Source organism: Psychrobacter sp. ANT_H56B, assembly GCF_008369245.1.
Classification (GTDB): Bacteria; Pseudomonadota; Gammaproteobacteria; order Pseudomonadales; family Moraxellaceae; genus Psychrobacter; species Psychrobacter cryohalolentis.
Genome location: NZ_VOBF01000002.1, coordinates 128,690 through 151,542 on the forward strand (window position 1 = coordinate 128,690; position 22,853 = coordinate 151,542).

Here is a 22,853-nt window from a genome sequence, read left to right on the forward strand (position 1 = left end):
GCTGGCCTTTTTTTTGGCTTGAATTTTGTCTTTCATTAAGAAATTATATTTGATAATAGTTATCAATAACATTATAATTCCCATGCATTTATTTTGCGGATAGCTATTTTTTCAGTTTTTAATATCAAACTGATCATTGCTATTATCTATAATCAAGCTGTTTCAATGCCCGATACAGTGCTGGTTTCGCCTATTTTCATTACTAGTATCGATGTGAAAGATTTATCTTATCTCTTCTTTATTTTGCAGCCCATCAAGGACATCTATGAATATCACGACAGTGACAAGCCGTAAAATCTTACCGACTACTTTAGCTGCTGCACTGACAGGGATATTGATGGTATCAGGTTGTAGCAAACAGTCTGATGAAAAAGCGACCACAGATGCACCAGTTGAAACCGCAGAGAAAACAGCTAGCAAAACTTCATCAGCTGCTGATAAAGCTCATATGGATCGCTTGCTTATCAGTTATGCGGATATGGCACATGCTGCATACAAAGATTCGTTAGAGATGGCAAAGCTTTTACAGGGCGCCGTCAATACTTATGTAGAAACACCAACGCAAGCAAATTTGGATGCTGCAAAAGCTGCTTATAAAGCCGCGCGCCAGCCATACTCACAGACTGAAGTATTTAGATTCGATGAAGGTTTTGTGACTGCCAACGACAATCGTAATATTGGTAGTACGGACAGCTGGGAGGGGCAGGTGAATGCTTGGCCTTTAGATGAAGCATTGATTGACTACGTAAGCGCTGACTATGAAGGCGAGTACAGTAGTAAAGACAACATCATTAATAGCGATAGCATTAGCGTTGGTAGCCTCAAGCAAGATACCAGTAGCATCACGCCTGAGCTGCTCGCAGAGATGAATGAGATTGGCGGTAGTGAATCCAATGTGACCACAGGCTACCATGCTATTGAGTTTATGCTATGGGGTCAAGATACTAATGGCGTCGCTGAAGGTGCTGGCAACCGCCCGTTCAGTGATTATCTAACGACTGATGGTCAATGCACTAGCGGCGAGAGTGTCAATCCTGACGCTAGTATCTGTGAGCGCCGCGGACAGTATCTAAAAGCAGCAACTCAACTACTGGTTGATGATTTGACCGCGATGGAAGCGCAGTGGCAACCTGACAGTGAAAACACCTTGCGTAGCGACATGATGGCACGTAGGGATAGCAATAGTCTGCGCCAAATTATGTATCAAATGGGCAGCTTAGCACTTGGGGAGCTTGCCTCTCAGCGCATCCAAGTAGCGTTCGTCACTGGCTCTACTGAAGATGAGCATGAGTGTTTTAGTGACTTGACACACTTAAGCTATGCCAATAACGCTCGCGGTATCCAAAATGTCTTTAATGGTAGCTACAAAACAGTCGCGGGCAAAACCGTAGGTGGTTATGGACTGAAAAACTATCTTATCGATACTGGCAATACCGAAGCTGCGGATAAGCTAGCGGCTGATTTTGCAAAGGTAGAAGCGGCCTTTAATGTCATTGTTGAAAAAGGTGAAAAAGAAAATATCAAGATTGATCAGATGATTGCCACTGTAGGACAGGCAAGTAAACATGGTGTTTCTGCTGAAGAACAAAACAAGCGTCGCGGTTGGATTGAAACCAGTATCACAAGTCTGCAAGAGCTGACAGCTGGTATTGAAAATGCCGCAAAAGCCGTCGGTATTGACAATTTAGATGCAGATGCAGGTTCGCAGTTTTAATTGCTCATTAATCTACTGTTTTAACAGCAAGCATAGCAGTGATCGATAATGCCTAATGAGTCGCTAACAGTGAATGAGACTTATTTTCATAAGAAAACAATATAGGTATAATAAACACGTTGTCAATTTTGCTTGGCAACGTGTTTTTTCATAGCGTATTAAAATAGCCAGATAAATCAGCGTGTCGCTGCCACTTATCGACTAGCAATAAAAAATTTTATAGCATGCGATTTTAATGGTTCTATACCAGAACTAAGGTACTCTATGCACGTCAAGAAAGGTTTTATCATCAAACCACTCTCCATATTACATTCTTCTCTTATATTACAGTCTAAAACTGCCTCTGTCGGCATGTCTGCGCCATTTACCTTATCACTGGCATTAGTGGGTGTCTTATCCCTCAGTGCTTGTCAGCCAGTCAAAGATGCTAATGATAACGCAGCCAACAAAGACCAACCAAATTCGGAAGGCGTTGAATTTGAATTGCTGGACTCTGAGCGTATTCAGACGATTGAGGCGCTGGCTGGCGTACCTATGCAGCAGCTTGCAAGCTTTGATCCGCAAGAAATCAAGCAAGGCGGTGATACTGGGATTAGTATTACTAGTAGTGAGAGCTACTCTAAACCTTCATCGAACATTACCGCATCTCGCAAAGGCTCGTTCTTTATTGGTAATGCATTTTTCCGTCAGCCGTGGGTGATTGCGCCTGCCAGTACGGATAGCCGTGATGGTCTTGGTGCGTTATTTAACGTCGCTGCCTGCCAGTCATGCCATATCAAAGACGGTCGTGGTCATGCTCCTATGACTGCTGAGGACGATGCCGATAGTTTTCTGATTCGTTTGGCGATGCCAGCGACCACGGATGAACAGCGTCAGCAGTTAAAAGATTCACTTATTGAGAAAGTTGCTCATCCTATGTATGGTGGTCAATTGCAAGATCGCGGTATTCAAGGCGTGCCAGCAGAAGCAAGAATTGCCGTGCAGTGGACAAATAAACCAGTTACCTTTGCCGATGGACATATCGAAACCTTGCGCGCACCAACCTTTAACTTGACCAATCCGGGTTACGGTGCATTTGATGACGAGCTCATGGTATCGCCACGTGTTGCTTTACCTATGATTGGACTTGGGCTACTTGAACAAATACCCGATGCGGATATTAAAAAACAAGCGGCTAGCAATCATAAAAACAGCAATGATATTAAGGGTAAATTTAACTGGGTCATGGACCCACAAACGGGTAAAGTTGCCTTAGGTCGGTTTGGCTGGAAAGCAGGGCAAACCAAGCTGATTACTCAAAATCAAAGCGCCTTTAATGAAGACATGGGTTTAACTTCAAATATCCGCCCACATGAATCCTGCATGCCAACACAAACCGCTTGTAATAATGCGATAACGGGCGCAGATGAGCAAGGCAATGGTAAGCCTGCGGTTGAAGTCAATGATGAGGTAGCAAAATTTGTAGAATTTTATACGCGTAATTTGGCAGTACCGCACCGCCGTAATGCAGAGGATAAGTTGGTATTAGCAGGTAAAAAACGCTTTTATGATATGGGTTGTCAAAGCTGCCATACACCAAGATATCAGCTGCCAAAAACCGCTGATGACCATCTTGAGCAGCATGGACAAGTGATTTATCCTTATACAGATCTGCTGTTACATGACATGGGTGATGAGCTTGCGGATCGCACTATTGCTGGCAAACTGCCGCCAAAAAACTTGCAGGTTGAGTTTTTAGCCAATTCTTATGAGTGGCGTACGCCCGCTTTATGGGGAATTGGACTCGCTCAAACCGTTGATCCGCAAGCGACGTTTTTACATGATGGCCGTGCCCGCACGCTGATGGAAGCGGTACTATGGCATGGCGGCGAAGCCAAAAAACAGCAGCAAAAAGTGCTGATGCTTGATAAACAGGGACGTACTGAATTGAGTGCGTTTTTACAGTCATTATAAGCGCCTGACTGTGTATTTTTTAATCTTTGAATGACAGATAGATAAGGTTATCCGCCTGACGGCTCTATCACTGCGATACTGATACTCGACGATAACGATTGATAATATTACTGAGAACTCTATGAAAATAAACCATGCGCTAGCAATGGCGCTCTCGGCATTAAGTGCTGGCATACTTATTAGCTGCGTCAAACCTGCTGATGACAATAAAGCGGCTGAAATAGATAGCCAAGTTGCACAAGACAGTGCTGAGCCGAAAGCTGGCGAAAATGCTGCGGTTGATGGCAGTACAGATAAGAATGTTGAAAAAATAGTCGCTGTCGATATCAGTGCTGAGACTGAAAAGACCTATTTGACCCATGTCGCTAATGAGATTGTCATACCTGCTTATGCTGACGCGGCGAAACAAAGTGATTTGTTGCATGATTTGGCACAAAAGCATTGTCAACAAGCGCCAGTCAGCGGTGATGAATTGCAAGCGCTACGTGACCAGTGGCTAGTATTGGCACAAGCATGGGCAAGTGCTGAAATGGTCAACTTCGGTCCTGCGACCGCCAGTATGAGTAATCTTTATATTAATTATTTCCCTGACGAGCGCGGCTTGGTACATAGCGGAGTGGCGGATCTTATCGCTGCCAATCCAAAACTGACGGCTGAACAACTTGCTAACGAAAGTGCCGTTGTCCAAGGTGTGCCCGGTTTAGAAGAGGTGCTTTATGCCAATGACAGCTTGGACGCTGGCCAGTGTGCGTATGTTATAAGCGCGAGTAGTGCGCTGAGCACACGCTTAAAAGCTATTGAGAAAAACTGGCAACAAAATGCGACTAAGCTATTAGCAATTGATAAAACTGCTGAGAGCGACCAAGGATTGAACCAATGGATTAATTCCCTACTGTCGTTGGTTGAGACGATGAAATCTAACGCCATTGATCAGCCATTAGGCTTGAGCGGTAAAGTCAAAGGTCATCTACCTGCTGCGACCGCAGAGCAAAGCCGCGCGATTATTAATGCAAAATTAGCGGCTTTAAATAAAGCCATGACCGATCCGGTACTGACTGCTATCTTGGGCAGCAATAGTGAAAATAACGTGGCTGACAATCTATCGACTGCGCTCGCTGATACCACTACGTTATTGGCACAAATGCCAGAAGATTTAGCCACTGCCGATAAAGCCAACCAGCAAGAATTATATGATCATCTTACTAACGTTACGCGCTTAATTAAGCGTCAATTGATTCCGGCACTTGGTCTCCGTGTCGGCTTTAACAGTAACGACGGTGATTAAATAATGGCTATTATCAAAGCGAGTCAAAAGGTCTCAGTGAATAAAAATCATAGGCAGTCGGATGCGCTAAAAGCAAAACCGTTTAGCCATGAGCTGCTGACAATCTCATTATTGACAGCGCTTGGTACGGCAACATTCGTCGGTATTCATCATCGTTATCGTAAGCAACGCCTAGTTGATGCTCGCCTGCAAGATTATGTAAGTGGTATTTATGCTCAATTGAATGCTGTGCAATCAGCTGCTACTGGTTCCAAGTCAACGCTTAGACGTTTGCGCTACGCCTGCCAGCAGGCAGCGTCAACGTGGCAACAAGCGTATCGCCTGCCAATGGATGATAACCAGCCTAGTAGCCGTGATTTGTCTGCGAATGATTTTAGGTCAATGCATACCACTACTATGCTGACTCGCCCTGTATACTGGGTTAGTGGCGTGGCTTCTATGCCAAAAGACATCTCACTGCTAAGTGAGAGTGATGAAAATGATTTTGGTGTAGTCGGTATTGATGCCGATAGACAAATCGTTTGGCAAACGACCATGCCTGAACGTGTCCATGATATTGTCGTCCAACCTGCCTTTGATTCTCAAAACACCTTTGTTAATCACAACCAAAATCGTGACGTTGTGGTCATGGGTCGTCGTCCTAGTGAAAAATTCTGGGTGCTTGATACTGCGACAGGACAAGTGAAATTTGTGATCCACGCTGCAAACAACCGTCATTTTTATGGTCATGCTTGCTATAGCTCAGATGGCTTAAAGTTATACGTGACTGAAAATGACACGCTAATTTTAGACGGTAAAATCGGTGTTTATGATGTTAAAAATGGTTATCAAAAAATAGCAGAATTTGAATCGTATGGTATAGGTCCACATGAGCTCATTATGCATCCAGACGGTAAAACGTTGGTAATTGCTAATGGCGGTATCAAGACCGAGAGAGCATCGCGTGAAGAGCTTAATCTCGATACTATGCACCCATCATTGGTGTACCTAAACCGTCATACTGGCAATTTACTTGAACAAATTATTCCTGAGCATAATCAAATGAGTGTGCGTCATCTAGCCATGCACGATGATGGCACAGTGATGATAGGCATTCAGTTCCAAGGTGAAAGACATATCAATGTGCCATTAGTATTGACACACAAGCGCGGTGATGCTGACTTTAAACCCCTTATTATGCCAAATAACCAATGGCAACGCTTCCACCAATATATCGCTAGCGTCGCGGTTGATAGTAAACGCAATTTACTATGTGTAACCACGCCAATGGGTGGCTGTGCAACAATATTTGATTTAACGACTCGAGCTCTAATCAACTCTGTCAGTTTGCCAGATTGTGCAGGTGCCTCCGTCTATAGCCGTAATATATGCAGTGGTAATGATGTTGTTAAGACTAATATAGAGCAACAATCCAGTTTTATTGTTAGTGATGGGCAAGGTCAATTAACCAGATTAACTGTCAATGATTTAACAGTGTTAGACTCAGAACTAAAATCAGACGCTATCGCCAAAAATCACAATATCGGCACAGATAGCAGACGCCATACAATGTCTTTTGATAATCATTTGCAAGCACTATGATATGAATGTGACACCTGATTACCATAGTCCTTTGTTGCAAAACACTATTCAATTTTTGTCAGAGGAAGGCATTGAATTACAAATAAGCAAAAAGCGGGTTAAAAATATTAATTTTCGCTTAAAGCCACATAAGCTAATGGTGTCTGTGCCATCGTTTATTAGCTCAACACAAGTCGCACAGGCTATAGCAAGGCGCGTGCCATGGGCGATAGAAAACCACCCACAAGTCTTAGAACAATATAAGCGCCAACAATTTCCTTCAAAGGAATCTTCAACGGCTGACAGCACCTTGCTATTGTGGGGGATAAAGCAACCATTCACCTTAAACCACGATAAAAAAATTGCCTATTATCGGCAACATCTTTCTGAAGCAATGCCTGCATTATTTGCAAAGTGGCAACCGATTGTCGGTGCGACAGCCAATGAGATACGCCTAAAAAAAATGCATACGCGCTGGGGCAGCTGTAACACGCGTGCGCGCCGAATTTGGTTATCTGTGTATCTGCCTGCTTACCCTATTGAATGCACAGAATACGTCATCGTCCATGAGCTGTGTCATCTACATTATCCCAATCATAGTAGCGCGTTCTGGCAAGCAGTGGCGACTGCGATGCCTGACTATCAGCGTTGGCACGATATGTTGGCGGGTAAAGGTGGTCAGCTCGATTAGAGATAATACTTAGGTGGTTTCAGTCATGTCGATAAGCCTGATATGATAGATAATAACGATACAAAATGTGTTGTTTAATGAGTATATTATATAAACCGTGTTGAATAAGAAAATTAGAGAGACAAGGATGTCATATGGAAAACGTCAATCAAGCGCAGTTTTGGCAGCAGCGTTATGAAGAGGATAGTATCGGCTGGGATATGGGAAAGGTGTCACCACCGCTCAAAGCTTATATTGACCAATTGCCTGAATCTGCTAAAAGTCAGGCTGTTTTAGTGCCGGGAGCAGGTAATGCTTACGAGGTCGGTTATCTGCATGAGCAAGGATTTACCAATGTCACCTTGGTTGATTTTGCCCCTGCGCCGATTGCAGCGTTTGCTGAGCGTTATTCTGACTTTCCAGCTAAGCATCTAATCTGTGCCGACTTTTTTGAGTTATCGCCTGAGCAATATCAGTTTGATTGGGTGCTTGAGCAGACGTTTTTTTGTGCGATAAATCCATCACGCCGTGACGAGTACGTGCAGCAGATGGCAGCATTACTGAAACCGAATGGTAAACTGATTGGGTTGCTATTTGACAAAGATTTTGGGCGAGATGAGCCACCGTTTGGCGGTACAAAAGATGAATATCAGCAGCGTTTTGCGACTCATTTTAACATTGATATTATGGAGCCGAGTTACAATTCACACCCAGCACGGCAAGGCAGTGAGCTTTTTATCAAGATGCATGTAAAAGACTGATTTCACGCTTGATATTGTCTCGAGCTTGCACTTCGAAGTAGTTATGATAATACGCTGTCAAATAAAGTACTGGGTGTGCGAGTAATTTCTGCAAGACCGCAATACGCCCAGTACGATAATCCTCGTTTGCTATATGGCGGTACTCTTGACGCACCGCTTGTGCGTAGACCTGATATTCAGACCAAGGCGTACCCAAAATACTTAAATCCATATCTAAGAGATAAGCCGCATCACTGACAGTATCTTTATCTAGACATTCATGCAGCTCATGAGTGGCTGTCATCATAATCAGTGCGTAGATATGTTGGCATTGCTCAGCACTCAGATATCCTTTTAATGCTTCTACCGCATATTCTGCACTTTTTAGTTCATTATCTGAGCGCCTTGGATCATAAATGACATCGTGATAATAGAGCGCCAAAGCGATAATATACGGCTCATGCAGCTGATGCTTAATCTGTTCGAACTGCGAAAATAATTGCTGAATATGCTGCAAGCTATGATAAGCACGCTGGGTTTCGTTATAACGCACGGCGATATCTTGCCAAAGCGCATTAACTTTCGCGAGCTTGATAGCATTATTAATAGCTATTAAATGCCACTCAAAAACCTTACCAAGCTCAGTCTCTATTTGTGACAATCCGTCCATATTCAACCTCCGTTTGATGATTGTCTATCATTTAGAAATTGTTATTTACTTCTTATTGGCAGCGTCTTCAAATGCCTGCTTAAACACTTTACCAAGCAAATTGACATCATCGACACGGGCATAATTTAGACGTGTGACAAAGGCAATATGACGATGAGGGCCTTGCTCAGCTAGTGGTATCGCGACTGCATTTTGGTTTTGCAGATGCAGCTGGTCTAACGCCATTTCTGGCACTAACGTCGTACCCATATTAGCAAGTGCCATTTGAATAAGTGTGTTTAAGCTGGCATCTGAAAAGCTGGATTTCATCTGCGCACGGTCAAAATGGCAGACAGATAGCGTTTGGTCAGTCAAGCAATGCCCTTCGCCAAGTAACATGAGATTTGCTGTTGCCAGCTCATCAGCGTTGATCGTTTTGAGCTTGGCATGTACATCATTTTTTGGGAAGACGGCAAAGAAGTCTTCGCTCCAAAACTCGAAACTATGTAAACCATCTACCGCATAAGGTAGGGCAATAATAGCGGTATCAATATGTCCATAACGTACTTGCTCAAGCAAGCGTTCTGTTTGTTGCTCGACGATAGTCATACGAAATTCTGGATAGTGCTCACGCAGCGCAGGCAACACTTTTGGTAGCAGATAAGGTGCAATCGTTGGAATAATACCAACGGTCATAGGGTAGGCAAGGGGCGATTGATGGCTATGCGCGCGGGTGGTCAAGTCGTTGACTTCAGAAAACACCCGCTGCGCCCGCACCAAGATATCTTCACCGATAGGGGTGATCAAGACTTGTTTATTATTTCGCTCAAAAATCTGTGTATCAAGCTGTTTTTCTAACTCAGCGATACCCAAGCTCAGCGCTGATTGCGAGATATTACAATCTTCTGCTGCACGTTTAAAATGACGGTGTTTGGCGACGGCTAAGGCGAATTCAAGTTGACGTAAAGTAATCATAAAACCTCTCTATCAATGGGTTTGTAAGGCGATTTGTTTTACTTATTTATCTTGTGTACACTATCAATGTTCACTGATGTATAGATATAAAAAGTAGAGAGAATAGTTTAACAAGTTTAATAAAACAAAACATCACATTAAAAACTTTTAACTGGATTAACCATAGAATTCGCGTATAGTTTGTCAGGTAGCCCCGATAGTGTAAGGGTTAATAGATGCAAATCTATAAATAAATTTCAATTAACGAAACTTTAATCAATCAAAAAAGGAGCCACTCATGGCGTCTATTATCAATCAAGAAATCCCAGAATTTTCAGCAGATGCGTTTGTAAATGGTGAATTTAAAACCATTACTTCAGAAGACGTAAAAGGCAGCTGGGCAATTTTCCTATTTTACCCAGCCGATTTTACCTTTGTTTGCCCAACTGAACTTGAAGACATGGCAGCTCATTACGACGAGTTAAAAGGTTTAGGCGTAGAAGTGTACTCGGTATCAACGGATACACATTTCACTCATAAAGCATGGCATGATTCTTCAGAAGCAATCGGTAAAGTAACTTACCCAATGCTCGGTGATCCTACTGGCCGTATTACTCGTGGCTTTAACGTCATGATTGAAGAAGCAGGTTTAGCTGAGCGCGGTACATTCTTAGTAGATCCAGACGGCTTAATTCAAGTTGCTGAGATCCATGCTGGCGGTATTGGCCGCAGTGCAAAAGATATGCTACGTAAAGTAAAAGCGGCACAATATGTTCGTGAAAACGACGGCGAAGTTTGCCCAGCCGCTTGGGAAGCTGGTCAAGAGACTTTAAAACCAAGCCTTGATTTAGTTGGTAAAATCTAAGTAGTAGCTTAATTCGCTTAACGATTTAGATATTTGTGGTATTGAATATTCTAGTTTTAGTTATATCAATGCGATAAAAAAAGACCCCATCAGCTTAGGTTGATGGGGTCTTTTTGTGTTATGCAAGTTATGTTATGCAATAAGCTATATTTTAGTTTTTTGCTAGTTCATGTTTTTCATGAATCCACTACATGCTAGGAGGCATGAGATCCTAATTTATTTTTATCGATTATTTTATAAATCTCATCTTTTAGATGCAGCTTGCGCCGCTTCATCTGCTCGATTTCTTCTTCACGACTGGCGTGCGTGACCATATCTTTATCAAGCTGATTAATTTGCTGGTCTAGCTGGGTATGCTCATCAAAGATAGTCGCAAAGTGACTGTCTTTTTGTTTAAGTTCAGCAATAATATCTTTGTTATCTTGCCATGTATCTGTCTTTCTCATCTTGTCATCCTTGTTATGAAGCGCAAGCTTGTATAAGCATCCGCGCATGGTCTTAAGATTGTTTTGATGAATTACTATAATTATGAGACTTAGATTTTATGGAACCGAACCTTTATTTAACTGAATAACGATCAGGCTTAATACCAGCGAATCTACTTTTAAAAAGTATGTTTAATAAACAGATTTATCGAATACTTATAAAAGTAAATCTGCCATAACACGCATAGAATTCTTCTATCCGCTTCACTCGATTGTAGCGAAAAAAATACTTAGATACTATAGTTAGTATTGATTATCATTTAGAAGTAATTTTGAAATTAAATAAAAATATTGATTTATGATAGGTTTTATAAAACATAAGGTTTGGGTTTATCCGCTTGCTCAAAACCCTCAAACCTTTGATAATAGACGTATCAAAGGTTATATGCCGCATATAAATAGCAGTATTGGTATATGACTCTTACTCATTTAAACGCGCAGCACTGATGCTGACGTTACATATTCGATAATAACAAGGAACAATTATGATAGACCAAAGCTTATTAGATGCAGTAAAGAGCTATAGCGTAAATATGACCCGCCCAATCAGCTTTGTCTTAGGTAGCGGCGAGCATAGCAAGCGTGCTGAGTTGATTGATTTTTTGAGCAAAATCGCTGGTACGACAGATAAGATTAATTTTGACGCACAAGCTAAAGATGACAGTTTGCCAAGCCCAATTAGTTTTGCCGTGCGTAGTCACATCGATGGTGCTTTGACGGATACAGGTATTGTCTTTAGTGGTATTCCAGGCGGTCATGAGTTTACTTCGCTGATATTGGCAATTTTACAGGCTGGTGGTCATACCTTAAAACTTGATGAAGGCATTCAAAAGCTGATTAAACGCTTTAATAAGCCACTACAGTTTCAAACTTACGTGTCGCTTTCTTGCCACAGCTGCCCAGAAGTTGTGCAAGCGCTAAACCAATTCGCGCTGCTAAACGATGACATCAGTAATGAGATGATCGATGGTGCACTATTCCAAGAGCAAGTAGAAGCGAATAATATCCAAGGCGTACCAGCAGTATTCTTAAACGGCAAGCCGTTTGCTAATGGTCTGATCGACACGGCTAAATTGATTGAGAAGTTACAAGAGCAATTCCCTGATTTGTTAGCAGAAGCTGAAGATGATGCTGAACAGTTAGAGAAACAAGATGTGACGATTATTGGTGCGGGTCCAGCTGGGGTTGCTGCTGCGATTTATACCGCGCGTAAAGGCTTAAAAGTTACCATGGTGGCTGACCGTATCGGTGGGCAAGTAAAAGATACGCAAGATATTGAAAACTTAATCTCAGTACCTTTAACCACAGGTGGCGAGCTCTCGGTAAACTTTGAAAAGCATTTGCGCGAATATAATATTACGCTTAAAGAGCACGTCAGTGTCAAAGAGATTAGTGAGACAGCTGATGAAAACTATCGCATTCATCTAAATACTGGTGAGACCTTTGAGACGCGTAGTATTATCTTGGCGACTGGTGCTCAGTGGCGTAAGCTTGGGGTCGCTGGCGAAGAAGAAAACATCGGTAAAGGCGTGGCTTTCTGTGCGCACTGTGATGGTCCATTCTTCAAAGGTAAAGATATTGCTGTCGTCGGTGGTGGTAACTCTGGTATCGAAGCGGCATTAGACCTTGCTGGTATCGTGAAGCATGTGACTGTGCTTGAGTTTGCTGATGATTTGAAAGCGGATCAGGTATTGATTAATAAAGCCAAAGAAAAGACAAATATCGATATCATTACCAGTGCAGCGACCCAAGAAATTAAAGCGACTGAGGGTAAAGTATCGTCTATCGTCTATCAAGATCGCAATAGCAGCGAGAATAAAGAGCTTGATGTTGCAGGGGTGTTTGTACAGATCGGCTTGATACCAAATACTGGGTTCGTTAAAGGCTTCGTCGATTTAAACCGCTTTGGCGAAATTGAAATTGATGAGCGCTGCCGTACAGATCGCAAAGGTATCTTTGCTTGTGGAGATGTCACGACCGTACCCTTTAAGCAGATTAATATTGCGATGGGTGAAGGTTCAAAAGCGGCATTATCAGCTTTCGAATACTTGGTTATGCAGTAAGCCAGTCTTTAATATTTTCTAAAATAAAAAGCTCCGATATCCTAATAGGTATCGGAGCTTTGTTACTTATAGACGTTAAGCAAATGCTATTTAGCTAATACCCCAACTACCGAAAGTATTTCACCTGCCTCATCTTCTTCAATGATGCGAGTTTCTTTAAGTGCTGACTTTTGCCATGCTTGGACATGGGGATTGTCTAGAAGAGTCTGGCAATATTGTTCAGTAAGCAGCGTTAATATGATTCCTGAAGCCTTGGCATAGGTCTGCAGCCGTAAAACAACAGGAGCAAAAAACGCATCAGCGGCAGTAAAATGACCAAACAAATAGCTATCTGACGATCTGTTGGTCAAACATTCTACAAAGATATGCTCAATACGGGCAATATCAGCTAAGCAAGCAGCGCTCGGACGTATTTTAGCAGTGGCTCTGATGTTCATCGGCATTTCACTACGGATGCCCATTAGCCCTGAGTGCATCTCAGCAATAATACTTTGGCAATAAGCGCTATTTATTCTGTTGCTAGTATTGCTCTCAGTATTAGATTTACTCAATCCTGTCCAAACATCTAAATCTGTCAGACAATCATTGGCATGAATGGCAATCGCTAAAGTATCCCATATCGTAACTTTTTCATCACCTTGACCATAGATTAAAACTGGCACTTTTCCTGTTGGCGCATGTTCATTGAGAATGGGTGTCGCTGATGGATGAAACAGCTCAATCAGTTGCTCATCGAAGTCAATATTGAATGCCTTGAGTAGTAGCCAAGCTCGCAATGACCATGACGAATAGTTCTTATTACCGATGATAAGTAGCGGTTTTTTCATAATCATACTCTATAAGTTTTTGGAAAATAACGCTTATATGCTATTTGAATTAAGCGATGTCGTTATCTAGATATTTCCTTGCGCAAATACCCATCCGATGTAGACGGGCATAGCTCATAGTCTCATTCAGGCTTACTTATTCAATCAGTTTTTATTCCTAATCAGAAAAATAATTGGCAGCGCAATCACATACATCAGCACGCCATATAAAGCAGCGGGTAGGGCAATGACCGGCAATGTACTCACGCCCATAATAATAGGGGCTAAGGTAATCGCGGTCGTACTGTTTTGAATACTGGTTTCTATAGCGATGGTTTTGGTATCAAACCAACTTAGCTGTAACGCCTTTGCCGTCAAAATACTGATGACAAATAAGATAACAATAATCAGCGCAAGCTCGAGCCCAATAGCTGCCAATTGCTCTTGTAGTAACTGCCAATTGGTAGCAATAGCCGCAAGGACGATTAAAACAAAAAAGACACTGGCTAAGCCGTTTAGGATACCGCTTCTACGTATCATAAAATCAGTGAATTTGTAGCGGGCGAGCATACCAAGGGTCACTGGCAGAGTGGTCAATAAAAACATTACAACGCCGATTTTTACCGCACTGATAGAGCCTGCTTGGTCTTTCATAAAGTGATTGAAAGCCAAGGTGATTAAGATAGGCAGGGTCACCACCGATAATAGACTGACTACGCCCGTGAGCGCGACCGACAGTGCTACGTTACCCTTGGCATAGTAGGTGAGCATATTACTGGTCACGCCGCCGGGACAAAAGCTAATCAGCATAATACCAAAGGCGATGGCAGGTGGTGGCGACATTAGCAATACTACTACTAAAGCGACCAAAGGCACAAAAATGACTTGGTTGATTAAGCCCACGATAAATGCTTTTGGATATTTAGCGATAACCTTAAAGTCACTGGGCTTAAGCCCAGTTCCTAAGGTAAACATAATATAAGCAAGGGCTAATGGCAGCAGAGCTAATGCGGTATTACTCATGGAACATTCCTTGTAAAGTTAACGGTTATACTTGCACTATATTTATAACGCCCATTCCTTGTGGCGATATATTGCTTTACAGCATCTAAAATATAGTCTTAAATATTATAAAAGCCCATATATTTATATGGGCTTCTTAGTTTATTGCTTTAAATTATTGATTATGATATCAGTCGTCTAGCAAATCCATACGCTTAGCCGCTTCATAGATGCCAGTTGAGCGATTGCCCGTACGGCAGAATATCAACATTGGTTGCTCAGCTTGATTAAAAAAGTCAGCAAACTCTTCAACATGGTTCTGATTCAGCTCACTACCAGCAAAAGACACTTCCTTATAAGCAAGTCCTGATTTTTCGGCGGCAGCAGCAATCTCAGCACTAGTTGGCTGGTTCGGTTCTTCACCATCTGGACGATTGTTAATAATGGTTTTAAAACCATTTTCTGCAATCATCGGTATTTGGTCAGGGGTGATTTGTCCGGTGATACTTACTTGATGGCTCATAAGAGCTCCTTTTATTTTTTATATTAAAATTAAATGGATAGTACGAGAATACAAAGCCTAAGCGCAATGGATAGTTTTCTAAAGATAAAGTATGTAAGCTTTATTGCCTTTTTATATCAACGCTTATAGCAGACCTTGCATCAATGCGCTTTGGTACAACAGTTTTGCACGTGCGCCCGTACCACAAAACATCAATATGGGTTTTGGCATCGTACGATAAAAAGCAGCAAACTGCTCCACAGTCGCCATACTCAAGCGCTCATCATCAAAGGGTAAATGCTGATAATTCAAATTGGCTTTCGCCGTTGCACTGCTAAAATCACAGCTATTAGGCTGCGAATCAACCTCAGCGTCAGGACGAATATTGAGCACAGAGCGGTAGCCAAGCTCTGCAATTTTGATACATTGGCTTGGGTAAATTTGCTTATAAATAGTTAGGTCATCGGTCATAAGTAATATCAATAAAGGTTATAAAAAAAGTAGAGGATATAATGAGCTCAAAAAAAGCGCTACAGGCTAGTAGTTTTTTTAGTAGTCCTAATAATTTAGCATAACACAGCTTTTATCATATCTATATGTTATAGATAGCCATTAATTATTCTTAGCCTAATAAACAGTACAAATGACATTAATGAGTGTCTTTTAAACCATTAACTGCATCCATAGTGCTTAAATACACGTGTCCTGATAAATCAGTAATCACCGGTGTGTGCTCAATGATGTCCATGACAGGGCCTTTAATAAAGCTAAAGCTCAAATGCTTATTCTGATTTAATAGCTCTTGGTTTAAGCTAATAAGCATCTCTTGTCCGGTCAAATCGATATGATTAACGGCCGACATAATAAGAATAATCTCGCTTGCCTCTGGATATTGACGCGTGGCTTGTACCACGTGACGATGCACTGATTCGCTATTACCAAAAAACAAGCTCTCATCAATACGCAGCATCAATAGATTATGAAAGGTCACTACGTCATGACGATTAATATTGCGAAAATGACCTGTCCCTGCGAGCTGCCCAACGATAGCGACATGCGGTTTGCTTGACTGCCAAATCAAGCTAGCAAACGACACCATAAGTCCAATCACGAGCCCTGTATTTAACCCAAATATCAATACGCCGACAAACGCGGCGATAAAACTTGCTGCATCTAAGCGGTCGCGATGCCATGCCGACTTTAGCGTCACTATGTCAATAAGACCTATGATAGCTGCCATGATGGTTGCGCCCAAAATTGCATAGGGCAGCGGAGCAAGCAGATACCCAAATGCTATCAAGGCAGCTATCATAACTAACACTGTGACCAAGCTCGCTAAAGGCGTTTTGGCACCTGAATCGACATTGATAGCCGTACGCGAAAATCCGCCAGCGATAGGAAAGCTTTGAAAAAAGCTACCAGCAACATTAGCCAGTCCAAGCCCTGTCAGCTCGCGATTGGCATCAAATAGCTCACCGCGCAAACGTGCATAAGTGCTAGCAACAGAGCTGCTCGATACAAATGCAATCAGCGCCATCAGTCCTGCGGTCGGTAATAAATTGAGCGCTTCATGAAAGTCTGGCAGATATGGCGCTGTAAAGCTTGGCAGTCCTTTCGGTACATTACCAATCGTTGCCACACCGCTTGTCGTCCAATGTAAAACGATACTGAGAGCGATTGCAGCGGTCAGCAATATAAGAGGAAACAGGCGCTCTGCCCATTTCGCATAAGAGGCGGATAACCAAGACTGCCAAACCCATTTTTTACCGTAGCGATTAAGAAGCATGAGTGCAAAGGCGCTGACACCAATCACTAGCGTCAACGGATGCAGCTGATTGGCATACATTTGCATGCTCGATAAATAACCGATTAAGCCATCGCCTGAAATGGGTATGCCAGTTAGATATTTAAGCTGGCTTATAAAGATAAGCACAGCGGCACCACTGATAAATCCAGCAGAGACGCCGCGGCTGATAAACTGCATAATCCAGCCCAATTTCAGCTGTCCTGCCAGCCACAAAATCGCACCCATCATGAGTGCTAGTAGGGCTGCCATCAATATATACTGCTCAGCGCCCTTATCCGCATAAGGATGCAGCGCGCTTGCAGTCATAATGGCGGTCACAGCAGCAGGTCCGACGGCTTGTACATTACTAGAGCCGAGCCACGCATATACCGCCACAGGCACGATAGCCGCGTATAAGCCATAGACTGGAGGCAAGCCTGCCAAGACCGCATAGCCCAAGCTTTGCGGAATAACGAGCACGCCAACGACTATCCCTGCAATGATATCGGTTGGCAAGGCAGACAGCTGGTATTGACGTAACCAAACAGGTATCAGTCGAGTGGCAATAGAGGGCATGGCAGTACGTCCTCACAATAAAAAATGTTCATGAACACCAGAATTTAATCAATGAGATTTAGCCAATCATCTATGCCTCAGCAGGGGCACAAAAACGCTGATACAACAGCTCTAGTACGGCTAATGCATCATCACTAGCGATACTATAGTAAATCTGCTTGCCTTCACGGCGTGTCGTTACTAGCTCATCTTTACGCAAAATACCAAGCTGCTGCGATAGGCTTGGCTGCCCAACACCGACCAAGCTTTCAAGCTCGCTGACGCAGTACTCTCCTTGAGTCAGCTGACAGAGGAGGAGCAAGCGATCAGGATGCGAGAGTGACTTAAGCAGTTGGCTGGCTTGCATTGATGCTTGCTGCATTTTTTCAGCAAGGTCTTTTGGCGCAAAGCCGTCATTGCTGTCACCATTGGTATCAAATGTGCTCAGTACTGAAGTAGAAGTGATCAGAGCGAGCTCCTTAGATAAGAGATAAGAGATAAAAATATAAATGGAAAAATTGTATATAACTGTATAGGGTTAATTATCAATCATATCGCCATTTATAGCAAGTTATCATTATTTACATTATATAAATTGATATATTATAAAATAATTGCTATATTGATGCTCATAGCCAATTAATAGACTTATTTTAAATACGATAGATATCGTCCTATTATACGTAACAATTCATCAAAAATTAAAACATTCATATAAAAATGGAGAGTAGCCATGCAAGTTCATTCATTCTTACATAGCGATACAGAAACCTATACCCATGTGCTCGCCGACATTGAGCAGCAAATGTGTGCGATTATTGATCCCGTATTGGATTTTGATGCCAAGTCAGGACGTACGAGTACAACGAGCGTCGATGAAGTGGTTGAATTTGTCAAAGAGCATGGTTGGGAGCTGATCTATATTATCGAAACTCACGCCCATGCTGATCATGTATCGGCAGCTATTCATGTCAAAGAGACACTTGGCGGGCAGTTAGTAATCGGTCAGCACATCACGGAAGTACAAAAAATATTTAAGCAGATTTTTAACTTTGACAGCAGTTTTCGCACCGATGCCGGTCAGTTTGATGTTTTGACCGATGATGGTGACACTTTAGCGCTAGGCGGCATTACTATTACTGCTATGTATGTCCCCGGTCATACACGTGCTGACATGGCTTATCTTGCCACTGACGACGAAAAAACCGTGGTGTTTGTCGGTGATACTTTATTTGCCCCTGATGTGGGTACGGCGCGCTGTGACTTCCCAGGTGGGGATGCGAAAACTCTATACCAATCGATTACAAAACTGCTCAAACTGCCCGAAGATACGATGATGTATCTTTGCCATGACTATCCTAGTAAGGGGCGCAAGCATTGCCCAACTACGACGGTCGCTGCGCAAAAATTAGGCAATATTCATGTAAAAGAGGGTATCAATGAAGCTGAGTTCGTAGAGATGCGTGAGCGCCGTGATGCCAATCTTGAGATGCCAAGGCTTATTATTCCAGCAGTACAAGTCAATATCGATGCCGGTCATTTCCCGAAACCTGAAGACAATGGTACACGTTATCTAAAAGTACCTATCAATGTCCTTGGGGAATAAACACCGTGTTAGTACAGTGTTATCTAATTCTGCATTTTTATGATGATTTTATATTTATGATAATTTAACGGAGTCTTATTATGAGTGAAAAAAATGCTCATGTAGTATGCCCACATTGCCAAGCAACGAATCGTGTACCAGATTCCAGACTCAGTGCTGCACCAAACTGCGGTAAATGTGCGAAGCCTTTACTGACTGCAACGCCGCATGAGTTAAATGCCCAAACGGTGAGTAAAGTCATTCAAAAAAATGAAGTGCTGACCATCGTGGACTTCTGGGCTAGTTGGTGTCAACCTTGTCTGATGATGGCACCGGAGTTCAAGATAGCTGCCAGCCAGTTGCCACAAGTCGTGTTTGCTAAAATACAAACCGATAAATATGAGCAAGCAGCGGCGCCTTATAATATTCGCAGCTTACCAACGATGGTAGCATTTAAAAATGGTAAAGAGATAGCACGGCAGTCGGGAGCGCTACCAAGCCATCAAATTGTTCAATGGGTCCAAAGCTTAAAATAGTTGTTATTGCAATAAATGCTGTCTCATAAGTCTGAATTTATTGAACTCAACAAAAAGCCAATACGTGTATCGCGTATTGGCTTTTTTATTATGCTGGATGAATTAAAGCAGTTTTAGCCTACTCACCATAAATCTTGATGCCATTAGCAAAGCTACAGCGTTGAATACGTGCTGACTGGATAATCGCATCACGTTCGCCGTATAGACGCGATAACTTGGCATCACGCGCTTTATTATTGTTGCTTTGACCAACCCCAAAGCTGATATTAGGGGAGATGCCCCAGCGCCCTGCAGATATCCCAACACCCACACCTGTCGATGCTAAGGTTGATTGCTCGTTACGGGCAGCATTCACATAACTATTGACACGGATATACTCTTGATTTAGTGCTTGGCAATCATAGCTCTGATAGGTGCTTGGCGGGATATATTGCGGCGTAATATTACCCGTAGAAGCACAGCCTGAGAGACCAAAAATGCCAGCGGTTGCTAGTAATGCTGTTACAGTAAGAGTTTTCATAGCGGCTCCAGTAAGCTAATATTGCGTTCTTATTTATTTAAGATAGCAAAAATAGTCTCATTAAGATATTGAAAATACATAGAATATTTCGTCATTTTCATTGCAGGAGTATTTGTGCTTATCTAAGTGCTTATCAGAATAAGTTATCCGGTTTGGTAAAGGCAAGTATCACAATACCCACATATGCTGCCCCAGCAATGAGAATACCGGTTTTTCTTTGGCTCGGTGTTGCAGTATTATTAAAGGCTTTTATACTGGCGCTGATAGCAGCCACAAGCAAGATGATTTTGGCAAATACCCATTGTACAGGTGCATTGGCGCTCATCAATTGCATCAGCATACCAACGCCCGAAAGAATCATAACAGCGTAGAGGATGTGCGACGATATCTTGACCACACGTGGTGCTTGCTTATTTGCGCTTAATACCAGATAGCTTTGATATAAAAACAGCACAATCAACAGCACGGCCATGAGCATATGTAAATGTTTCATCAAATATGGTTCCCTTTAAAATTATATTTTTCATCGATAGCATTTGATTATTTATTACAAAAAATAAATATCATTTAGCCTTTATTTTGTCCAGCACATAACGGGCTATCAGGGTTTTGACCTTGCCACTCTGTCGGTGTATAGGCATGAATCGCTAGGGCGTGGATTTGACCACCTTTTGAGGTTAATAATGCATCTGCCAAATGATAAACCATTTGGTGACGGGCAACCAAGCGCTTGCCTGTAAACGCTTCGCTGACGATAATAAGTTTAAAATGACTTTCTTTACCGTCAAAGTAACCGGCATGATTCATTGATTCGTTAACGAGTTGCATGTGCAGCGGTTGTAATTCTTGTAACTGCTGACTAAGTGCGTCGGCAGTAGGGGTGCTACTGGTGGTAGAGGTAATGGTAGTCATAACAATCCTTTATTCTATTAAGCTTCATTGTCGTTAGACAATATATCGTCACCATTATAGCAGACGCCGATATCGAGTCTGCATGGTATTGATGGAATGCATTCTATGAGTAACAGGTATAAAAAAGCAGAGCGCCACATGATGATATGGGCTCTGCTTGTCATGACTTATGAGTGTCTACTTTAAAAATTCTGCTTAAAAAACACTATTAACGACGTGCTCTTTGATATAACGGCATTACTTTTGGCATCAGTGACTGCAACTCAGCGATACGATTGCTACTGGTTGGGTGAGTGCTTAAGAATTGTGGTGGCTCGCCTTGGCTAGCGCGCTGCATTTTTTGCCACAAGGTAATAGCGGCTTGTGGGTTGTAGCCTGCGCGTGCCATTAGCTCAAGACCGATTTGATCCGCCTCAGCTTCTTGAGTGCGACTATGCGGACGGCTCAAACCTAGGTCACCAGCGACGTTTGCAAGCTGAGCTTGACCTTGTGATAGACCAAAAATACTGGCTGCGACACCGATACCGGTCTGAGTTGCATATTGACGCGATAGGCGCTCACGTGAATGCTCACGTAAGGCATGAGACATCTCATGACCCATAATAGCAGCGATTTCATCATCACTTAAGTTCAGACGATCGATAATGCCTGTGTAAAACATGATTTTACCACCCGGCAGCACAAAAGCATTCAAGTCGTTAGATTTAATCGTATGCACTTCCCATGGCCATTTTGCCGCATCAGGGCGATAGACGCCAACCTGATTGACCAAACGATTAGAAATATTTTTTAAGCGATTCAGCTGGGCAGTGTTGGTATCAAGCAAACGTTTCGATCGTGCTTCTTGTATCGTTTTATTATAACTCTGAGCGGATAGTTGCAATACTTGCTCACTTGATACGAGTAGCAACTGCTGACGATCAACGCCAACGGCACCCGTACTGGTCGTGCTAGTACAACCTGTTAATGCCAGTGCTGACAATGAAGCCGCCATGACTGTCGTGGTAAGTAGTTTTTTCATAGTAAACGTCCTCGCTATAAATAAGAAAATTAAAGTAAATTAAAGTAAATAACAGCAGTGTTGATACAGTAGAGGTAAGGGAAGCTTATTATTGACGTTCTACTACCTTCTCTCAATCTACTAAAACAGTAAAATTCTACCTGAACCGTCCTTGTGCATAAGTATAATTATGTTAACTGTTGAAAACCAATAGAGCAAAAGTAACAATACAAGGTAGGATTGTAAGTGGTATTCATGTATAACTTGCTGATAAATCTGCTCGAATAATTAGTAAATACGTTAAAGAGAACATTTGAGCAATTATTTATAAAAATAATTGGATATCGATGGTTAGAAAAATAAGCCATAAAATCAATTGTATATGAGAATTATCGTCCTAATAAACACCTAAAAATTGTGATATCTATAAGAAAGTTAAAAAAACCTGTTGACACGCTCAGAATATTTGCTAAAATAGCCAGCCTATCGAGACGTAGCTGTTAGCAATAACGCTATAGATTGATATTAAGCGGGAATAGCTCAGTGGTAGAGCATAACCTTGCCAAGGTTGGGGTCGAGAGTTCGAATCTCTTTTCCCGCTCCAAATATGGCTTGTAAAAGCACTAAAGCCTTACTTCTTATAAGAAGTAAGGCTTTTTTTATGTTTGAAATTTGAGTTAGCAATCAGTTAGCAGCATCTGTAGCTAATGA

At 42.3% G+C, this 22,853-nt stretch carries 23 protein-coding genes and 1 tRNA gene; 11 read left to right on the forward strand and 13 right to left on the reverse strand.

All coding sequences use genetic code 11. The annotated features are described in order from the left end of the window. The first annotated feature begins 265 nt into the window (after nt 1–265). The 6 genes from FQ082_RS03220 to FQ082_RS03245 all read left to right on the forward strand — a co-directional run bounded on the left by FQ082_RS03220 (nt 266) and on the right by FQ082_RS03245 (nt 7,943). Nucleotides 266–1,714: an imelysin family protein gene (locus FQ082_RS03220; protein WP_149492017.1), complete on the forward strand. Its 1,449-nt coding sequence runs from the start codon at nt 266–268 to the stop codon at nt 1,712–1,714. Nucleotides 1,715–1,978: 264 nt separating this feature from the next. Next, on the forward strand, nt 1,979–3,667 hold the full coding sequence (locus FQ082_RS03225) for a di-heme oxidoredictase family protein (RefSeq protein ID WP_149492018.1): 1,689 nt from the start codon (nt 1,979–1,981) through the stop codon (nt 3,665–3,667). Between the two features lie 121 nt (nt 3,668–3,788). After that, entirely contained in the window at nt 3,789–4,952 is a 1,164-nt protein-coding gene (locus tag FQ082_RS03230; RefSeq protein ID WP_149492019.1) for an imelysin family protein, read from the forward strand. Between the two features lie 3 nt (nt 4,953–4,955). Beyond that, the gene (locus tag FQ082_RS03235; protein WP_149492020.1) at nt 4,956–6,533 is read left to right on the forward strand and encodes a DUF1513 domain-containing protein; all 1,578 of its coding nucleotides are present in this window, start codon (nt 4,956–4,958) and stop codon (nt 6,531–6,533) included. 1 nt (nt 6,534) lies between these two features. Then, nucleotides 6,535–7,203, forward strand: coding sequence for a M48 family metallopeptidase (locus tag FQ082_RS03240; RefSeq protein WP_149492021.1), 669 nt, complete (start codon nt 6,535–6,537; stop codon nt 7,201–7,203). A gap of 134 nt (nt 7,204–7,337) precedes the next feature. Beyond that, nucleotides 7,338–7,943, forward strand: a complete 606-nt coding sequence (locus tag FQ082_RS03245) for a methyltransferase domain-containing protein (protein WP_149492022.1) — start codon at nt 7,338–7,340, stop codon at nt 7,941–7,943. Here FQ082_RS03245 and FQ082_RS03250 read toward each other — a convergent pair. Next, the gene (locus FQ082_RS03250) at nt 7,921–8,592 is read right to left on the reverse strand and encodes a hypothetical protein (RefSeq protein WP_149492023.1); all 672 of its coding nucleotides are present in this window, start codon (nt 8,590–8,592) and stop codon (nt 7,921–7,923) included. The two genes, FQ082_RS03245 and FQ082_RS03250, sit on opposite strands and share 23 nt — an antisense overlap. A gap of 45 nt (nt 8,593–8,637) precedes the next feature. Beyond that, nucleotides 8,638–9,546, reverse strand: a complete 909-nt coding sequence (locus FQ082_RS03255; RefSeq protein WP_133104746.1) for a hydrogen peroxide-inducible genes activator — start codon at nt 9,544–9,546, stop codon at nt 8,638–8,640. A 277-nt stretch (nt 9,547–9,823) separates the two neighbouring features. On the opposite strand from FQ082_RS03255, the gene ahpC reads away from it, so the two are divergent. Continuing rightward, the gene (ahpC, locus tag FQ082_RS03260; RefSeq protein ID WP_149492024.1) at nt 9,824–10,390 is read left to right on the forward strand and encodes an alkyl hydroperoxide reductase subunit C; all 567 of its coding nucleotides are present in this window, start codon (nt 9,824–9,826) and stop codon (nt 10,388–10,390) included. A 194-nt stretch (nt 10,391–10,584) separates the two neighbouring features. Here the strand turns inward: ahpC and FQ082_RS03265 are convergent, their stop codons facing one another. Beyond that, complete coding sequence (locus tag FQ082_RS03265) at nt 10,585–10,836, reverse strand: YdcH family protein (protein WP_149492025.1); 252 nt, start codon at nt 10,834–10,836, stop codon at nt 10,585–10,587. Between the two features lie 524 nt (nt 10,837–11,360). On the opposite strand from FQ082_RS03265, the gene ahpF reads away from it, so the two are divergent. Then, the gene (ahpF, locus tag FQ082_RS03270) at nt 11,361–12,938 is read left to right on the forward strand and encodes an alkyl hydroperoxide reductase subunit F (protein ID WP_149492026.1); all 1,578 of its coding nucleotides are present in this window, start codon (nt 11,361–11,363) and stop codon (nt 12,936–12,938) included. 86 nt (nt 12,939–13,024) lie between these two features. On the opposite strand, the gene FQ082_RS03275 is transcribed toward ahpF, so the two are convergent. From FQ082_RS03275 to FQ082_RS03300, 6 genes are all read right to left on the reverse strand, one after another. Further along, complete coding sequence (locus FQ082_RS03275; protein WP_262498140.1) at nt 13,025–13,765, reverse strand: glutathione S-transferase family protein; 741 nt, start codon at nt 13,763–13,765, stop codon at nt 13,025–13,027. A gap of 144 nt (nt 13,766–13,909) precedes the next feature. Next, nucleotides 13,910–14,767: a bile acid:sodium symporter family protein gene (locus FQ082_RS03280; RefSeq protein ID WP_149492028.1), complete on the reverse strand. Its 858-nt coding sequence runs from the start codon at nt 14,765–14,767 to the stop codon at nt 13,910–13,912. A 169-nt stretch (nt 14,768–14,936) separates the two neighbouring features. Beyond that, complete coding sequence (locus tag FQ082_RS03285) at nt 14,937–15,269, reverse strand: TIGR01244 family sulfur transferase (protein WP_149492029.1); 333 nt, start codon at nt 15,267–15,269, stop codon at nt 14,937–14,939. A gap of 123 nt (nt 15,270–15,392) precedes the next feature. Then, on the reverse strand, nt 15,393–15,719 hold the full coding sequence (locus FQ082_RS03290; protein ID WP_020444227.1) for a beta-lactamase hydrolase domain-containing protein: 327 nt from the start codon (nt 15,717–15,719) through the stop codon (nt 15,393–15,395). A 178-nt stretch (nt 15,720–15,897) separates the two neighbouring features. Continuing rightward, nucleotides 15,898–17,610, reverse strand: a complete 1,713-nt coding sequence (locus FQ082_RS03295) for a SulP family inorganic anion transporter (protein WP_149492030.1) — start codon at nt 17,608–17,610, stop codon at nt 15,898–15,900. A 70-nt stretch (nt 17,611–17,680) separates the two neighbouring features. After that, nucleotides 17,681–17,971: an ArsR/SmtB family transcription factor gene (locus FQ082_RS03300; RefSeq protein ID WP_041772646.1), complete on the reverse strand. Its 291-nt coding sequence runs from the start codon at nt 17,969–17,971 to the stop codon at nt 17,681–17,683. Nucleotides 17,972–18,322: 351 nt separating this feature from the next. Between FQ082_RS03300 and FQ082_RS03305 the strand changes: the two genes are divergently transcribed. Together FQ082_RS03305 and trxC are read left to right on the forward strand one after the other, a co-directional pair. Next, entirely contained in the window at nt 18,323–19,195 is an 873-nt protein-coding gene (locus tag FQ082_RS03305; RefSeq protein WP_149492031.1) for an MBL fold metallo-hydrolase, read from the forward strand. Nucleotides 19,196–19,275: 80 nt separating this feature from the next. After that, on the forward strand, nt 19,276–19,710 hold the full coding sequence (trxC, locus tag FQ082_RS03310) for a thioredoxin TrxC (RefSeq protein ID WP_149492032.1): 435 nt from the start codon (nt 19,276–19,278) through the stop codon (nt 19,708–19,710). A gap of 118 nt (nt 19,711–19,828) precedes the next feature. Here the strand turns inward: trxC and FQ082_RS03315 are convergent, their stop codons facing one another. The 4 genes from FQ082_RS03315 to FQ082_RS03330 form a co-directional block, all read right to left on the reverse strand. After that, nucleotides 19,829–20,230 (reverse strand): hypothetical protein, encoded by a 402-nt coding sequence (locus FQ082_RS03315; RefSeq protein ID WP_011514382.1) that lies wholly within the window; start codon nt 20,228–20,230, stop codon nt 19,829–19,831. A 133-nt stretch (nt 20,231–20,363) separates the two neighbouring features. Next, complete coding sequence (locus FQ082_RS03320) at nt 20,364–20,723, reverse strand: SirB2 family protein (protein ID WP_149492033.1); 360 nt, start codon at nt 20,721–20,723, stop codon at nt 20,364–20,366. A gap of 74 nt (nt 20,724–20,797) precedes the next feature. Next, nucleotides 20,798–21,142: a BolA family protein gene (locus FQ082_RS03325; protein ID WP_149492034.1), complete on the reverse strand. Its 345-nt coding sequence runs from the start codon at nt 21,140–21,142 to the stop codon at nt 20,798–20,800. A 208-nt stretch (nt 21,143–21,350) separates the two neighbouring features. After that, nucleotides 21,351–22,163, reverse strand: a complete 813-nt coding sequence (locus tag FQ082_RS03330; RefSeq protein ID WP_011514379.1) for a M48 family metallopeptidase — start codon at nt 22,161–22,163, stop codon at nt 21,351–21,353. Nucleotides 22,164–22,671: 508 nt separating this feature from the next. On the opposite strand from FQ082_RS03330, the gene FQ082_RS03335 reads away from it, so the two are divergent. Then, nucleotides 22,672–22,746: transfer RNA gene (locus FQ082_RS03335), tRNA-Gly, on the forward strand. The last annotated feature ends 107 nt before the right edge of the window (nt 22,747–22,853 follow it).

Excerpts from the sequence above, each read along its gene's own strand:
- ahpC (WP_149492024.1), top strand. The coding sequence starts at position 9,824 with ATGGCGTCTATTATCAATCAAGAAATCCCAGAATTTTCAGCAGATGCG.
- FQ082_RS03300 (WP_041772646.1), bottom strand. The coding sequence starts at position 17,971 with ATGCAGCAAGCATCAATGCAAGCCAGCCAACTGCTTAAGTCACTCTCG.
- FQ082_RS03240 (WP_149492021.1), top strand. The coding sequence starts at position 6,535 with ATGAATGTGACACCTGATTACCATAGTCCTTTGTTGCAAAACACTATT.
- FQ082_RS03245 (WP_149492022.1), top strand. The coding sequence starts at position 7,338 with ATGGAAAACGTCAATCAAGCGCAGTTTTGGCAGCAGCGTTATGAAGAG.
- FQ082_RS03320 (WP_149492033.1), bottom strand. The coding sequence starts at position 20,723 with ATGAAACATTTACATATGCTCATGGCCGTGCTGTTGATTGTGCTGTTT.
- ahpF (WP_149492026.1), top strand. The coding sequence starts at position 11,361 with ATGATAGACCAAAGCTTATTAGATGCAGTAAAGAGCTATAGCGTAAAT.
- FQ082_RS03290 (WP_020444227.1), bottom strand. The coding sequence starts at position 15,719 with ATGACCGATGACCTAACTATTTATAAGCAAATTTACCCAAGCCAATGT.
- FQ082_RS03295 (WP_149492030.1), bottom strand. The coding sequence starts at position 17,610 with ATGCCCTCTATTGCCACTCGACTGATACCTGTTTGGTTACGTCAATAC.
- FQ082_RS03305 (WP_149492031.1), top strand. The coding sequence starts at position 18,323 with ATGCAAGTTCATTCATTCTTACATAGCGATACAGAAACCTATACCCAT.
- FQ082_RS03250 (WP_149492023.1), bottom strand. The coding sequence starts at position 8,592 with ATGGACGGATTGTCACAAATAGAGACTGAGCTTGGTAAGGTTTTTGAG.
- FQ082_RS03315 (WP_011514382.1), bottom strand. The coding sequence starts at position 20,230 with ATGAAAACTCTTACTGTAACAGCATTACTAGCAACCGCTGGCATTTTT.
- FQ082_RS03275 (WP_262498140.1), bottom strand. The coding sequence starts at position 13,765 with ATGAAAAAACCGCTACTTATCATCGGTAATAAGAACTATTCGTCATGG.
- FQ082_RS03230 (WP_149492019.1), top strand. The coding sequence starts at position 3,789 with ATGAAAATAAACCATGCGCTAGCAATGGCGCTCTCGGCATTAAGTGCT.
- FQ082_RS03225 (WP_149492018.1), top strand. The coding sequence starts at position 1,979 with ATGCACGTCAAGAAAGGTTTTATCATCAAACCACTCTCCATATTACAT.
- FQ082_RS03325 (WP_149492034.1), bottom strand. The coding sequence starts at position 21,142 with ATGACTACCATTACCTCTACCACCAGTAGCACCCCTACTGCCGACGCA.
- FQ082_RS03280 (WP_149492028.1), bottom strand. The coding sequence starts at position 14,767 with ATGAGTAATACCGCATTAGCTCTGCTGCCATTAGCCCTTGCTTATATT.
- FQ082_RS03255 (WP_133104746.1), bottom strand. The coding sequence starts at position 9,546 with ATGATTACTTTACGTCAACTTGAATTCGCCTTAGCCGTCGCCAAACAC.
- FQ082_RS03235 (WP_149492020.1), top strand. The coding sequence starts at position 4,956 with ATGGCTATTATCAAAGCGAGTCAAAAGGTCTCAGTGAATAAAAATCAT.
- FQ082_RS03330 (WP_011514379.1), bottom strand. The coding sequence starts at position 22,163 with ATGAAAAAACTACTTACCACGACAGTCATGGCGGCTTCATTGTCAGCA.
- FQ082_RS03220 (WP_149492017.1), top strand. The coding sequence starts at position 266 with ATGAATATCACGACAGTGACAAGCCGTAAAATCTTACCGACTACTTTA.
- FQ082_RS03265 (WP_149492025.1), bottom strand. The coding sequence starts at position 10,836 with ATGAGAAAGACAGATACATGGCAAGATAACAAAGATATTATTGCTGAA.
- trxC (WP_149492032.1), top strand. The coding sequence starts at position 19,276 with ATGAGTGAAAAAAATGCTCATGTAGTATGCCCACATTGCCAAGCAACG.
- FQ082_RS03285 (WP_149492029.1), bottom strand. The coding sequence starts at position 15,269 with ATGAGCCATCAAGTAAGTATCACCGGACAAATCACCCCTGACCAAATA.